Annotated in this window: 12 protein-coding genes and 1 tRNA gene; 1 reads left to right on the top strand and 12 read right to left on the bottom strand. The window is 64.4% G+C overall.

Annotated elements, in window-relative coordinates; translation table 11 throughout:
* Nucleotides 1-114 precede the first annotated feature (114 nt).
* A complete protein-coding gene (locus Q8O14_13510) occupies nt 115-738 on the bottom strand; it encodes an SUMF1/EgtB/PvdO family nonheme iron enzyme (GenBank protein MDP2361743.1) in 624 nt (207 codons plus the stop codon).
* A gap of 661 nt (nt 739-1399) precedes the next feature.
* Between Q8O14_13510 and Q8O14_13505 the strand changes: the two genes are divergently transcribed.
* Nucleotides 1400-1969, top strand: a complete 570-nt coding sequence (locus Q8O14_13505) for a transposase (GenBank protein MDP2361742.1) — start codon at nt 1400-1402, stop codon at nt 1967-1969.
* Between the two features lie 172 nt (nt 1970-2141).
* On the opposite strand, the gene rpoC is transcribed toward Q8O14_13505, so the two are convergent.
* From rpoC to Q8O14_13450, 11 genes are all read right to left on the bottom strand, one after another.
* A complete protein-coding gene (gene rpoC, locus Q8O14_13500; protein MDP2361741.1) occupies nt 2142-6437 on the bottom strand; it encodes a DNA-directed RNA polymerase subunit beta' in 4296 nt (1431 codons plus the stop codon).
* Nucleotides 6438-6486: 49 nt separating this feature from the next.
* Nucleotides 6487-10266, bottom strand: coding sequence for a DNA-directed RNA polymerase subunit beta (rpoB, locus tag Q8O14_13495; protein ID MDP2361740.1), 3780 nt, complete (start codon nt 10264-10266; stop codon nt 6487-6489).
* Nucleotides 10267-10528: 262 nt separating this feature from the next.
* Nucleotides 10529-10903 (bottom strand): 50S ribosomal protein L7/L12, encoded by a 375-nt coding sequence (gene rplL, locus Q8O14_13490; protein ID MDP2361739.1) that lies wholly within the window; start codon nt 10901-10903, stop codon nt 10529-10531.
* Nucleotides 10904-10949: 46 nt separating this feature from the next.
* On the bottom strand, nt 10950-11555 hold the full coding sequence (rplJ, locus tag Q8O14_13485) for a 50S ribosomal protein L10 (protein ID MDP2361738.1): 606 nt from the start codon (nt 11553-11555) through the stop codon (nt 10950-10952).
* A gap of 9 nt (nt 11556-11564) precedes the next feature.
* Complete coding sequence (gene rplA / locus Q8O14_13480) at nt 11565-12269, bottom strand: 50S ribosomal protein L1 (protein MDP2361737.1); 705 nt, start codon at nt 12267-12269, stop codon at nt 11565-11567.
* Between the two features lie 24 nt (nt 12270-12293).
* Complete coding sequence (gene rplK, locus Q8O14_13475) at nt 12294-12716, bottom strand: 50S ribosomal protein L11 (GenBank protein MDP2361736.1); 423 nt, start codon at nt 12714-12716, stop codon at nt 12294-12296.
* Nucleotides 12717-12762: 46 nt separating this feature from the next.
* On the bottom strand, nt 12763-13338 hold the full coding sequence (nusG, locus tag Q8O14_13470; GenBank protein ID MDP2361735.1) for a transcription termination/antitermination protein NusG: 576 nt from the start codon (nt 13336-13338) through the stop codon (nt 12763-12765).
* A gap of 13 nt (nt 13339-13351) precedes the next feature.
* Nucleotides 13352-13531 carry a preprotein translocase subunit SecE gene (secE, locus tag Q8O14_13465; protein MDP2361734.1) on the bottom strand — a complete coding sequence of 60 codons (180 nt, stop codon included), beginning with the start codon at nt 13529-13531 and terminating at the stop codon, nt 13352-13354.
* Between the two features lie 28 nt (nt 13532-13559).
* Nucleotides 13560-13632 (bottom strand) — tRNA-Trp (locus tag Q8O14_13460).
* A 13-nt stretch (nt 13633-13645) separates the two neighbouring features.
* A complete protein-coding gene (gene rpmG / locus Q8O14_13455; GenBank protein MDP2361733.1) occupies nt 13646-13795 on the bottom strand; it encodes a 50S ribosomal protein L33 in 150 nt (49 codons plus the stop codon).
* A 182-nt stretch (nt 13796-13977) separates the two neighbouring features.
* On the bottom strand, nt 13978-14076 hold a 99-nt coding region (locus Q8O14_13450), incomplete at its 5' end, for an elongation factor Tu (GenBank protein MDP2361732.1).

Raw genomic sequence — 14076 nt, 5'->3', positions numbered from 1 at the left:
CTGGACCATGACGCAAGAGGAGCACCAGGTGATCACATAAGGGACGCAACGTCGTGATGTGGCTGCTGCGATCCACCACGCGATCGAGGAGCAGGATCGGGGGTCGCAATTGATTCACAAGCTCTGACCCCATGGGTAGATCCTGCCGTCAGGGAAGCGCGCGGCATACTCCCATTCCGCCTCGGTGGGCAGACGGTAGCCCGCCGCCTCGTGGGGAGGTGTGGCGGGGCCGGCATTCCAGTTCCCGTTGTAGTAGGGCTCCAGGCCGTTCAAGAGACTCAGCCAGTCGCACAGCGAGGCGGCGCCATGCCACGTCATGTAGTGGGCCGGGCGCGGGGCGGGATCGTAGCCGTTGGGATAGGAGTAACCCGGTCCCCAATTGCCGTAGACACCGGTGGCGGCCGTCAGGTAGAACTGCCCGGAGGCGGCGTTGAATCTGATCTCATGGAAGGCCGGGGTCAGTTCGGTGCGGATCAGGTTGCGCCCATGGGCTCGGATCCAACCGTCCTCGACCGTGATGAGTCCCGCGTCCCAGGCGTATTGGATGGCCGGCAGGGCCTGTTCATTGGTCAGCTCGGTGCGGGAGATCTCGAAATCGTAGGTCAAGGTGACCTCATGCACGGGTGTGGCGATGCCTGTGGCGCCCATCTCGAAGCTTCCTGCCGGGATGGCCACCATGTCCAGACCATGCGAACGGGTCACACCGACCAGGGTGAGTATCAACAAGGTCGCCTTCATGGGATCTCCGAGTTGGAATCAATGGATGGCTGAAGCTGGTTGTTCACTTTCTAACTTGAAAGGGAAATTTTGACGGCGGTCAGACCAACCGTCTGACCGCGGAAGCTGCCGCCGCCAAGCAAACCCATTGACCAGCCAACGGATCAATCCAGTTGGCCGGCTGGCCAGTTGGCATGCCTGTCATTCCCTCTGGACACCCCTCCTCCAACATGGTGAACAACACAGGTTCACGGGCACCTTGACAGAGGTCAGACCAACCGTCTGACCGCGGAAGCTGCCGCCGTCAACCAAACCCATTGACCAGCCAAAGGATCAATCCAGTTGGCCGGTTGGCATGCCTGTCATTCCCTCAGGACACTCCTCCTCCAACATGGTGAACAACACAGGTTCACGGGCGCCTTGACAGAGGTCAGACCAACCGTCTGACCGCGGAAGCTGCCGCCGTCAACCAAATCCATTGACCAGCCAACGGATCAATCCAGTTGGTCGGCCGGCCGGTTGGCATTGCCTGTCATTCCCTTCGGACACCCCTCGCCGATCATGGCGAAAACCCGTGTCCACAGGCATCCCAAGCTCCCCGCCTGGCGTTGCATCCACTGTGACATGACGGGGTCATGAACCCCGCTGTCCGCATGCACCCACGACCAGGCAGGAGGCTCGGATGAACCGCCCACGCCGCCGCGATCAGGCAGGGACTATCCACCATGTGATTCTCAAGGGACACAACCGCGGCAACATTTTCTGCCACGACAAGGATTGCCACAACTTCCTGGACAGCTTGTCCCGTCAAGCCCGGACGTGGGATTGCACCTTGCATGCCTACTGCCTCATGCGCAATCACATTCATCTCATCCTCTCGGTTCAGCGGAATGGAAGCATGGGCCGGGTCCTGAAGGTCGCAGCCGGTCGACACACCCAACGCATGAACCAGCAGCTCGGCCGATCTGGTTCGCTGTGGATTGGACGGTACTGGTCCGAACCGATGGAGGATGACCAGCGCATCGCCACCTGTCACCTCTACATCGAGTCAAACCCAGTCCGGGCGGGTCTTGTGGAGGAGCCGCAGCACTACATGTGGTCCAGCTACCTGGCCCATGCCCATGGCGATCCAAATCCTCACGTGACGCCAACGCTTTGGTATCAGGGTCTTGCCACGACCTCGTCCGGGCGTCAAGACGCCTACAGACAACTCATGGCGGATTACCTCACGGCGTGGAGGGTTCGAACATGACCAGATCACAGGTCAGATGATGGGTCTGACCGCGATGGCAAAGGTCAGATGATGGGTCTGACCGCGGCGGCAAAGGTCAGGTCAGATGATGGGTCTGACCGCATGAACAAACAGCGCCCGGCCTCCTCGCGGAAGCCGGGCGCTGCAATCGGTCACAGTCAGTGCGGACGGACTATTCCTCCTGCGCCGCCTCGGCGCGGGCGCGGGCCTCGGCCTCCACCTGGGCGGCCTCGCGGGCGGCCTCCTCCTCCTGCCGCAGGCGCAGGTAGGGATCCTCCACGTGCAGGGAATCGTACTTGCGCAGGCCGGTGCCCGCCGGGATGCGGTAGCCCATGATCACGTTCTCCTTCAGCCCGATCAGGCCGTCGGAGCGCGAATGGATGGCCGCCTCGGCCAGCACGCGGGTCGTCTCCTGGAAGGAGGCGGCCGAGATGAAGGAATCCGTGTTGAGGGCGGCCTGGGTGATGCCCATCAGCACCGGCTCGAAGATGGCGGGTTGGGCGGGCCGCACCTCGGGATCCTTCACGTCGGCGCCCTCGCGGCGCAGCTCGCGCAGGCGGGACAGCTCGTCGGCCAGGCGCTCGCGGCTGACCAGCTCGCCGATGTGGAAGAGGCTGTCCTGCACCGCCTCCACGATCACCATGTTGTGCATTTCCTGGTTGAGGCGCTTGAACTTGTTGCCGTCCACCAGGTCGCCTTCCAGGTACATGGTGTCGCCCGGATCCGTGATGCGCACCTTCTGCATCATCTGGCGCACGATCACCTCGATGTGCTTGTCGTTGATGCGCACACCCTGGAAGCGGTAGACCTCCTGGATCTCCTCCACCAAGTACTCCTGCACCTTCATGGGACCCAGCACGCGCAGGATGTCCTGCGGCACGATGTTGCCCTCGCAGAGCTTGTCGCCCGCCTCCACGTACTCGCCGTCGTGCACTTCGATGTGCTTGCCGACGGGCACCTTGTAGGATTTGGGATCGCCGAACTCGGACTCCACCGTGATCTCGCGGTTGCCCGTCTTCACCTCGCCGAAGCGCACCGTCCCGCTGATCTCGGTGATGATGGCCGGATCCTTGGGCTTGCGCGCCTCGAAGAGCTCGGCGACACGGGGCAGACCGCCCGTGATGTCGCGGCTCTTGGACATCTCGCGGGGTTTCTTGACCAGGGCCGCGCCGCGGCTGATGGTCTCGCCTTCCTTGACTTCCAGGTGGCTGCCCACCGGCGGCACCACGTCGGCCAGCTTGTCGCCGGTCTTGGGGTCCAGCACGAGGATGTGCGGGTTGATGCGGCGGTTGCGGCTGTCGATGATGACCATCGACTTCTTCTCGCTGACTTCGTCGATCTCCTCGCGGAAGGTGACTTCGGCGATGAGGTCCTGGAACTTGACCACGCCGCTGGCCGGCGACAGGACGGCCACGTTGTGGGGATCCCACTCGTAGATGACGTCGCCCACCTTGACATCGTCCTCGTGGTTGAGGCGCAGGGCGGCGCCGTAGGGCACCGAGTACTTGGCCACCGGCCGGCCCGCGTCCGCCAGGATGCTGATCTGGCCGTTGCGGCGGTTGGTCACCATCACGCCGTCGTCGCGGGTCACGGTGGAGATGTTGACGAAGTTGAGGCGGCCGGCGGCGCGGGCGCGGATCTCCGCCTCCTTGGCCTCCAGCGAGGCGGCGCCGCCAATGTGGAAGTTGCGCAGGGTGAGCTGGGTGCCCGGCTCGCCGATGGACTGGGCGGCCATCACGCCCACCGCCTCGCCCTCGTCCACCAGGGAGTTGGTGGTCAGGTTGCGGCCGTAGCAACGGGCGCAGCAGCCGCTGTCCAGCTCGCAGGTGAGGACGGAGCGGATGCGCACCTTGTCCACCACGAACTGGCTGATGCGCTCGGCCAGCGCCTCGTCCACCAGGGAGTTGGCGTCGGCGATCAGCTCGCTCGTGATGGGATCGAAGAGGTCCTCGGCCAGCACGCGGCCCAGGATGCGCTCATGGAGGTGCTCGGTGATCTCCTCGCCCTCGCGGTGGGCCTGGATGTCGATGCCCATGATCGTGCCGCAGTCCAGCTCCCGCACGATGATGTCCTGGGCCACGTCCACCAGCTTGCGCGTCAGGTAGCCGGCGTCCGCCGTCTTCAGCGCCGTGTCGGCCAGTCCCTTGCGCGCGCCGTGGGTGGAGATGAAGTACTCGAGCACCGACAGGCCTTCCTTGAAGTTGGCCGTGATCGGGTTTTCGATGATCTCGCCCTTGCCGCCGGTGAGGCGCTTTTGCGGCTTGGCCATCAGGCCGCGCATGCCGGCCAGCTGCTTGATCTGGTCGTTGCTGCCGCGGGCGCCGGAATCGGCCATCATGAAGAGCGGGTTGAAGCCGTTGTCGTCCAGCTTGAGGTGGTCCATCAGGCGCTTGGCGATGCGCATGGTGGCCTGCGTCCAGGTGTCGATCACCTTGTTGTAGCGCTCGCCGTCGCGCATGTAGCCCAGGTGGAAGCCCTCCTGGATCTGGTCGACCTCCTTCTGCGCCTTGGCGATGATCTCGTACTTCTCGGCGGGGATGAGGATGTTGGCCAAGCCGATGGAGGCGCCCGAGCGGGTGGCGTTGGTGAAACCAAGCTGCTTCAGCTCGTCCAGGAAGCGCGCGGCGCGCTTCAGCCCCACCGAATGGAAGACGTCGAAAATGACGCGCTCCAGGGCCTTCTTGTTCATCACCTCGTTGCGGAAGCCCTTGGCCACGCGCAGTTCCTCGGGCAGGATGAGGTTGAAGAGGACGCGCCCGGGCGTCGTCTCCACCAACTGGCCGTCCAGACGGATGGAGATCTTGGTGTGCAGGGTGACGTAGCCGTGGGCCAGGGCGGCGCGCATCTCGTCGATGCCGGCGAAGCGTTTGCCCTCGCCCACCGCGCCGGGCCGGAACTTGGTCATGTAATAGCAGCCCAGCACCATGTCCTGGCTGGGCACCGTGATGGGCCGGCCGTTGGCCGGGTGCAGGATGTTCTGGTCCGCCATCATCAGGTACTTGGCTTCCAGCTGCGCCTCGAAGGAGAGGGGCACGTGGACGGCCATCTGGTCGCCGTCGAAGTCGGCGTTGAAGGCGGTGCAGACCAGCGGATGCAGCTGGATGGACTTGCCCTCCACCAGCAGGGGCTGGAAGGCCTGGATGCCCAGCCGGTGCAGGGTCGGCGCGCGGTTGAGCATGACCGGATGGTCCTTGACGATCTCCTCGAGAATCTCCCACACGAAGTCCGGCCCGTCCTCGATGATCTTCTTCGCCTTCTTCACCGTGGGGGCGCGCATGGTGTCCAGCAGGCGGCGGATGATGAAGGGCTTGAAGAGCTCGATGGCCATGTACTTGGGCAGGCCGCACTCGTGCAGCTTGAGATCCGGACCCACCGTGATGACGGAGCGGCCGGAATAGTCCACGCGCTTGCCCAGCAGGTTCTGGCGGAAGCGGCCCTGCTTGCCCTTGAGCACGTCGCTCAGGCTCTTGAGCGGGCGGTTGCCGTCGCTGCGCACCGCCGTGTTCTTGCGGCTGTTGTCGAAGAGGCTGTCCAGCGCCTCCTGCAGCATGCGCTTCTCGTTGCGCAGGATGACCTCGGGCGCCTTGATCTCGATCAGGCGCTTGAGGCGGTTGTTGCGGATGATGACGCGGCGGTAGAGGTCGTTGAGGTCGCTGGTGGCGAAGCGGCCGCCCTCCAGCGGAACCAGCGGGCGCAGGTCCGGCGGGATGACGGGGATGACGTCCATCACCATCCATTCCGGCTGGTTGATGAAGGCGCCTGTCTCCGCATCGCGCTTCTTGAAGGCCTCGATCACCTTGAGGCGCTTGAGGGCCTCCGTCTTGCGCTGGAGGCTGGTCTCGGTGCGCACCTGGTTGCGCAGGTCGTGGGAGAGCTGGTCCACGTCGGTGCGCATGAGCAGCGCCTTGATCGCCTCGGAGCCGATCATGGCGACCATCTTCTCGGGGTCGCCCTCGGGCAGGTCGCGGTTGCCGGGGTGGGTCCGGTGGAACTCCTCCAGGGTCGCCTCGCTGACGGCCTGGCCGGCGCGCCAGCCCGAGACGCCGGGGTGCACCACGGCGAAGCTCTCGTAGTAGATGACCTTCTCCAGGTCCTTCACCGTCATGCCCAGGAAGTAGCCGATCTTCGAGGGCAGGCTGCGGAAGAACCAGATGTGGACGATGGGCACGGCCAGGGTGATGTGCCCCATGCGCTCGCGGCGCACCTCCTTCTTGGTGATCTCAACGCCGCAGCGGTCGCAGACGATGCCTTTGTAGCGCCGTCCCTTGTACTTGCCGCAATGGCACTCCCAGTCCTTGACCGGGCCGAAGATCTTCTCGCAGAAAAGGCCGTCCTTTTCCGGCTTGTAGGATCGGTAGTTGATCGTCTCGGGCTTGGTCACCTCCCCCCGCGACTCGGCCATGATCATGTCCGGGCTGGAGAGGGTGATGGTCAGGTGCTCCTTGCGAGCGACTTCCAGTTGAATCAAGGCGTCCTCCCTTCCCAAGCGGCCTGCCGGCTTGGGTTACCGACAGACTCTAGAAGAAGAACTGGGTCTTGGCGAACTCGGGGATGTTCAATCCCAGGCCCTTCAGCTCGTGGATGAGCACGTTGAAGGACTCGGGCACTCCCGGCTGGGGCAGGTTCAGCCCCTTGACGATGGCTTCGTAGGTGGCGGTGCGGCCCTGCACGTCGTCCGACTTGACGGTCAGGATCTCCTGCAGGATGTTGGCCGCGCCGTAGGCCTCGAGGGCCCAGACCTCCATCTCCCCGAAGCGCTGCCCGCCGAACTGGGCCTTGCCGCCCAGCGGCTGCTGCGTGATGAGGCTGTAGGGGCCGATGGAGCGGGCGTGGATCTTGTCGTCGACCAGGTGGTTGAGCTTGATCATGTAGATGGTGCCCACCGTCACCGGCTGGTCGAAGCCCTCGCCCGTCTTGCCGTCGTAGAGCTGGACCTTGCCGCTCACCGGCAGACCGGCGTCGCGCAGCTCCCGCTCCACGTCCTCCAGGGTGGCGCCGTCGAAGACCGGGGTGGCGTAATGCTTGCCCAGCTTCCGCCCGGCCCAGCCCAGGGCCGTCTCGAAGACCTGGCCCAGGTTCATGCGGCTGGGCACGCCCAGCGGGTTGAGCACGATGTCCACCGGCGTGCCGTCGGCCAGGTAGGGCATGTCCTCCACCGGCACGATTTTTCCCACCACGCCCTTGTTGCCGTGGCGGCCGGCCATCTTGTCGCCGATCTGGATCTTGCGCTTCTGGGCGATGTAGACCTTGGCGATCTGCACGATGCCGGGGGGCAGTTCATCGCCCACCTCGATCTTGTGGCGCTTGTTGCGCGCCTCGGTCGAGACGATCTCCTTCTGGACCTTGTAGTTGTTGACGATGGACTCCACCTCGACGTTGATCTGCTCGTCGTCCGTCCAGTCGCCGGCGTCCAGGTCGTCCAGGTCCAGCTTGAGGATGTGCTTCTCGGTGATGGTCGTGCCCGGCTTGAGGCGCAGCTTGCCCGTGGCCTGGTCGCGGATCTCGCCGGCCACCTGGCCCACCAGCAGGTCCTTGAGGTCCGCCTCCAGGGCGTGGCGCAGGACCTGCAACTCCTCCTTCAGCTGGTTCTCCACGTCGTCGAGCAGCTTCTTCTCGCTGCGCTTGGCCTTGGGATCCTTCTTCTTGCGGCTGAAGAGCTTGGTGTCGATGATGACGCCCTTGCCGCCCGGTCCCACCACCTTCGAGGCGTCCTTGACGTCGCCCGCCTTGTCGCCGAAGATGGCCTTGAGCAGCTTGTCCTCCGGGCTGGACTCCATCTCGCCCTTGGGCGTCACCTTGCCGATGATGATGGAGCCGGGCAGCACCTTGGCGCCCACCCGGATGATGCCGTTCTCGTCCAGGTCCCGCGTCGCCTCCTCGGAGACGTTGGGGATCTCGTTGGTCAGCTCCTCTTCGCCGCGCTTGGTCTCGCGCACTTCAAGCACCTCCTCCGTGATGTGGATGGAGGTGAAGACGTCGTTGGCCATCATCTTCTCGGAGAGGATGATGGAGTCCTCGAAGTTGTAGCCGTTCCAGGGCATGAAGGCCACCAGCACGTTGCGTCCCAGGGCCAGGTCGCCCCGCTCGGTGGCGCAGCCGTCGGCCAGGATGTCGCCCTTCTTCACCTTGTCGCCCAGGTTGACGAGGGGCTTCTGGTTGACGCAGGTGTCCTGGTTGCTGCGGACGAACTTGAGCAGCGGGTAGACGCGCGTGCGCTGGGCCAGGCGGCTGGGGACGCGGGCCTTGTGGCTGGGCGTGACCTCGATGCGGTCCGCGCTCACGAAGGTGACGATGCCGGCGATGTCCGCCGTCACCACGGCCCGGCTGTCCACGGCCGTCTTGCGCTCCATGCCGGTGCCCACGACGGGCGCCTCGGGCTGCACCAGCGGCACGGCCTGGCGCTGCATGTTGGAGCCCATCAGGGCGCGGTTGGCGTCGTCGTGCTCGAGGAAGGGGATGAGGCAGGCCGCCACCGACACGATCTGGTCCGGCGAGACGTCCAGGTAGCTGATCTCGCCCGGCGCCACCACCGGGTACTCCGCCCGGTAGCGGGCCTTGACCAGCTTCTCCGCGATGGCCCCCTTGTCGTCCAGGGCCACGTCGGCCTGGGCGATGGTGAAATGGTCCTCGTCGTCCGCGCTCAGGTACTCGATCATCTTGGTGGCGCGGCCTTCCTTCACCCTGCGGTAGGGCGTTTCCACGAAGCCCAGGTCGTTGATGCGGGCATAGGTGCAGAGGCTGGAGATGAGGCCGATGTTGGGGCCTTCCGGCGTCTCGATGGGGCAGAGGCGACCGTAGTGCGTGTAGTGCACGTCGCGCACCTCGAAGCCGGCCCGCTCCCGCGTCAGGCCGCCGGGGCCCAGGGCGGAGAGGCGGCGCTTGTGGGTCAGCTCGGCCAGGGGGTTGACCTGGTCCATGAACTGGCTGAGCTGGTTGGTGCCGAAGAAGGTGTTCACCACGCTGGAGACGGTGCGCACGTTGATCAGGTCCTGGGGCGTCAGGCGCTCCGAGTCGTGCAGGTTCATCCGCTCCTTGATGGTGCGGGCCATGCGCGTCAGGGCCACGCTGAACTGGTTGGCCAGCTGCTCGCCCACGGTGCGCACCCGGCGGTTGCCCAGGTGGTCGATGTCGTCGGTCAGGCGCTTGCCCTCGCGCAGCTCCAGGACGTACTGGATGATCTCCTTCAGGTCCTGGATGGTGAGGATGCAGACGTGGCGGGGAATCTCCAGCCCCAGCTTGGCGTTCATCCGATAGCGGCCCACGGCGCCAAGGTCGTAGCGGCGCTCGTCGAAGAAGAGCTTCTCAAGCAGGCCCTTGGCCGTGTCCAGGTCGGGCGCCTCGCTGCCGCGCAGCTCGCGGTAGATCTCGAGGAGGGCGTCCTCCTGGCTGCGGCAGGAATCCTTGCCCAGGGTGTTGCGGATGATGTCGTAACCGGTGGAGTGCTCGTCCTCCTTGAGCAGCAGCACGCTGGTCACGCCGCGCTCCTTGAGGACGGCCAGCGTCTCCTCGTTCAGGACGGTGCCGCGCTCCACCACGATCTCGCCCGTGCCCTGGTCCACCACGTCGTCGATGATCTGGCGCTTCAGGTAGCGCGCCGCCGTCTTGGGCGCCAGGGCCACCTCCTCCGAGTAGCCGAAGAGGTTGAGGATGAGCGCGTTGGTGGCATAGCCCATCGCCCGCAGCAGGGTGGTGACGGGGAATTTCTTGCGCCGGTCGATGTAGACGTAGAGCACGTCGTTGATGTCGGTGGTGAACTCCACCCAGGACCCGCGGAAGGGGATGATGCGCGCCGCGTAGAGCGGAGTGCCGTTCTGGTGCTGGGTCACGCCGAAGAAGACGCCGGGGCTGCGGTGCAGCTGGCTGACGATGACCCGCTCCGAGCCGTTGATGATGAAGGTGCCGGTCTCGGTCATCATGGGCAGGTTGCCCAGGTAGACCTCCTGCTCGATCGTCTCGCCGAAGCCGTCCTCGGTGGCCGTCTTGCGCGAGAGGCGGAGCAGGGCCTTGAGGGGCGCGGCGAAAGTGACGCCCCGCTCCTTGCACTCGTCCACCGTGTACTTGGGCGGCTCGATCAGATAATGGCTGAACTCCAGGATGTGCTCCTCCCGATTGTCGATGATCGGGAAGATGTTCAGGAACACGGAATTCAGACCCACCCGTTCCCGCTCCTCGGGCCGCACGCCCGCCTGGATGAAGCGCCGGAAGGACGCCAGCTGGATGTCCAGCAGGTCCGGCAACTCCACCAGCTTGGGGATCCTGGAAAACGAATGGCGTTGAATGATGTTCTTCGCCTTCAAAGGAGACCTCCTCCACCTGGGACAGCAGTATCACGGCCATGGTGACCGGTTGGCGCAGGGAAACCGCCGAAGGCGGTCCACCGGGGCGATCGCGGCGGGTCGGGCTTCCGGAGCGGACCGTCAGGCTGCCTGGCGCTGCGGTTCATCCGGCCTCCTGCCTGTTGCCAGTACCGGGTCGATCAGGGACCCTCAGGTCCGAAAAACAAGGGGAAGCCACACCCCCTTTCCGGGGGTGTGGCGGGATGGGCATGAGCCGTCGAGACTACTTGATCTCGATGGTGGCGCCCTCGGCCTCGAGCTTCTCCTTGATCTCGTTGGCCTCGGATTCGGACACCTTTTCCTTCACGGCCCTGGGCAGGTTGTCCACGAAGTCCTTGGACTCCTTGAGGCCCAGGCCGACGATGTCCTTGATCACCTTGATGACGGCGATCTTCTTCTGGCCGGCGCTGGTCATCACCACATCGAACTCGGTCTGGACCTTCTCCACGACCGGACCATCACCGGCGCCCGCCATCACGGCCACCGGGGCCGCCGCGGACACATTGAACTCGACCTCGATCGCCTTGACGAGCTCGGACAGCTCCAGCACGGTCATTTCCTTGACCTGCTCGATGAAGACCGCCTTGTCGAACGCCATGGTGTATCTCCTTTTTCCTTCAGTCCAAATCCTGGATGGCGCGAGCCTAGGCCGCGGCGCCATCCTCCGCCTTCTCACCGGCGTCCTCGGCGGGAGCGTCCGGAGCTGTCTCATCGGGGGTCGGGTCGGTTGCCGTCGGCGCGTCGGCCAGAGCGGGAGCGGCGGCCTCGCCGCGCGCATCGGCCACGGCATTGAGGACGCGGGCAAAGCTGGCGATGATGCTGTTCAGCACGCCGGCCAACATGCCCAGGGCCTCGTCGCGGGTGGGCATGGTCGCCAGGGTGGCCAGGAACTCGCCGCCGTGGACGCCTTCCTCGAAGCCGATGGCCTTGACGACCGGCCGCTCGTTGTGATGGAGGGCAAAGCGCCTGAGCACCTTCGCCACCACCGGCGCCTCGCCGTAGGCCAGGGTGAGCGAGCTGGGACCGTGCAGGTCCTTGCCGGCATCAGCCCAAACCGTGTTCTGCAGCGACATGCGGATCAGGTTGTTCTTCACGACCTGGATCTCGGCGTCGGCCTTGCGCAGTTCGGCGCGCAGGGCCGTCATGGCCGCCACGTTCATGCGGGAATAATCCGCCACGTAGACGGCCTTGGCCCGGCCCAGGCGCGTGCCCAGATCCTGGATGACCGCTTCTTTCTTGGGGGTAGGCATCGCTCGCTCCTAGCTCTTCACGCGGTCAAGGACTTCGACCTTGTCCAGCTTGATGCCCGGTCCCATGGTGCTGGAGAGGGTGATGTTCTTGACGTAGGTGCCCTTGGCGCCGGAAGGCTTGAGCTTCAGCACCGTGCGCACGAACTCCTCCACGTTCTCCACCAGCTTGTCTGGCTCGAAGGAGGCTTTCCCCACGCCAACGTGAAGAATGCCGTAGCGATCGACCCGGAAATCGATGCGGCCGGCCTTCACTTCTCGCACCGCCTGTCCCACGTTGGGAGTCACGGTTCCCACCTTCGGATTCGGCATCAGGCCACGCGGACCTAGGATCCGGCCAAGCTTGCCCACCACGCCCATGGCGTCGGGCGTGGCGATCACACTGTCGAACTCGATCCAACCGGCTTGGATTTTCTCCGCCATGTCGTCGAGTCCGACGTAGTCGGCCCCTGCTTCCAGGGCCTCCTTGTGTTTGTCGGGCTTGGCCAGGACAAGGACACGAACGCTTTTGCCAGTTCCGTGAGGAAGGGAAACTGTCCCTCTAACGATCTGGTCCGCATGCCGCGGATCGACGCCGAGGTTCATGGTGACTTCCACCGTCTCGTCAAACTTGGTCGTCACGCAGGACTTCATGAGCTGGACGCCGTCGACCAGCGGGTACTGCTTGAGACGATCCACTTTGGCGAGGACGGAAGAGTACCGTTTGCTTCTCTTCATGTCTCTGCCTTGGCTTCCTTTGGGTTAGTCTTCCACCACGATGCCCATGGACAAGGCCGTGCCCGCGATGATGCGCGCGCCCATCTCCTCGTCGTAGGCGTTCAAATCTTCCTGCTTGATGCGGGCGATCTCCCGGCACTGCTCCATGGTGATCGTTCCCACTTTGTCGCGGTTGGGCACGCCACTGCCCTTGGTGATGCCGGCCATCTTCTTGAGCAGGGCCGACGCGGGCGGGGTCTTGGTGACGTAGGTGAAGGAGCGGTCGGCGTAGACCGTGATCACCACAGGGATGATCATGCCCTTCTGGTCCTGCGTCTTGGCGTTGTACTGCTTGCAGAACTCCATGATGTTCACGCCGTGCTGGCCCAGGGCCGGTCCCACGGGAGGGGCCGGGGTGGCGGCGCCGGCGGGGAGTTGCAGTTTGATGTAGCCCGTGATCTTCTTCATGCGTCGTCCCTGTCACTCGGTTGGGGCGGCCCTGCGGCCGGCCCGATTAATTGATGGGCTCCACCTGGGTGAAATTCAGTTCCACCGGGGTGGAGCGGCCGAAGATCGACACCATCACCTTGAGGCGCTTCTTCTCTTCGTTGATCTCCTGCAGAGTGCCGTTGAAGTCGTTGAAGGGCCCGTCGATGATCTTCACCTGCTCGCCCACCTTGTAGCGGTGGTCAAGGGTGGGCTCGTCGTTGGATCCCATCCGCCCGATGATGCGCTTGACGTCCGTGTCCGACAGCGGATGAGGCTCGTTGTTGGGACCCACGAAATTGAGCACGCTGGGGGAGTTGAGCAGGAAGTGGCGGGTCTGCAGGGTGAGCACCATCTCCACGAACATGTAGCCGGGGAAATTGATGACGTCCTTCACCTTCCGCTTGCCGGCGCGCATCTCCACCTTTTTCTCGGTGGGGATGTGCACGTCCGTGATCAGCTCGCCCAGGCCCAGGCGACGCGCCTCCTCCAGGACGAAGCGCTTCACCTTTTCCTCCTGGCCCGTGAACACTTGGACGGCGTACCAGCGCTTGACCAGCTCGCCTTCGGTGCCCACATCCTGCTGCGTGGCCTGCTCCGTCATGCCCGTCCCCGGATTAAAGGATCCATCCCACTGCCCGCGACAGCAGGAAATCGAAGAAATAGACGGTCGCAGCCAGCAGCAGGGAGACGAAGACCACCACGCCGGTGGAACTCTTTAGGTTGGCCCAGGTCGGCCAATTGACCTTCCTCATCTCCTCGTTGACTTCGCTGATGTAGGTCTTGAAGTTGACCATGGCGATGTCCTGCACTCACTTTCGGTAGCAGGCCAGGAGGGATTCGAACCCCCAACCTACGGATTTGGAGTCCGCCGCTCTACCATTAGAGCTACTGGCCTGTGCGGCAAGCCGCTACTTGGTTTCCTTGTGCGGAGTGTGCTTGTTGCACCACGGACAATACTTGGTGAACTCCACGCGACCCGTGTGCTTGCGCTTGTTCTTGGTCGTCGTGTAGTTGCGCCGCTTGCACTCCTGGCAGGCCAGGATGATGATGTCGCGCATCAGTCCACTCCTTTTGCCCCGGCGGGGCGGGCGGGGCGGCATGGCCGGCCCGGTCGGTCCACTACTCCAGGCAACGGGCCTCGATCTGTCGATGCCCGGCCAACCCCTGATCCTTCTTCAGGATCCTCGCAACGGCCCCCCGTAGGGACACGACGCGTCGTGTCCCTACGGCGCGGCCCATTCTACTTCTGGATCTCCGTCACCACGCCGGCGCCGATGGTGCGGCCACCCTCGCGGATGGCGAAGCGCAGGTCCTTCTCCATGGCGATGGGCGCGATCAG

It is taken from the genome of bacterium (assembly GCA_030685015.1).
In the GTDB taxonomy this organism is placed as follows: Bacteria; CAIWAD01; CAIWAD01; order CAIWAD01; family CAIWAD01; genus CAIWAD01.
This window is presented reverse-complemented; position numbering and strand designations above follow the sequence as displayed.

Bases quoted from the DNA above. Each gene is read 5' to 3' on its own strand.
- Q8O14_13510 (MDP2361743.1), bottom strand. From the start codon at position 738: ATGAAGGCGACCTTGTTGATACTCACCCTGGTCGGTGTGACCCGTTCG.
- Q8O14_13505 (MDP2361742.1), top strand. From the start codon at position 1,400: ATGAACCGCCCACGCCGCCGCGATCAGGCAGGGACTATCCACCATGTG.
- rplL (MDP2361739.1), bottom strand. From the start codon at position 10,903: ATGGCGTTCGACAAGGCGGTCTTCATCGAGCAGGTCAAGGAAATGACC.
- rplJ (MDP2361738.1), bottom strand. From the start codon at position 11,555: ATGCCTACCCCCAAGAAAGAAGCGGTCATCCAGGATCTGGGCACGCGC.
- rplA (MDP2361737.1), bottom strand. From the start codon at position 12,269: ATGAAGAGAAGCAAACGGTACTCTTCCGTCCTCGCCAAAGTGGATCGT.
- rplK (MDP2361736.1), bottom strand. From the start codon at position 12,716: ATGAAGAAGATCACGGGCTACATCAAACTGCAACTCCCCGCCGGCGCC.
- nusG (MDP2361735.1), bottom strand. From the start codon at position 13,338: ATGACGGAGCAGGCCACGCAGCAGGATGTGGGCACCGAAGGCGAGCTG.
- secE (MDP2361734.1), bottom strand. From the start codon at position 13,531: ATGGTCAACTTCAAGACCTACATCAGCGAAGTCAACGAGGAGATGAGG.
- rpmG (MDP2361733.1), bottom strand. From the start codon at position 13,795: ATGCGCGACATCATCATCCTGGCCTGCCAGGAGTGCAAGCGGCGCAAC.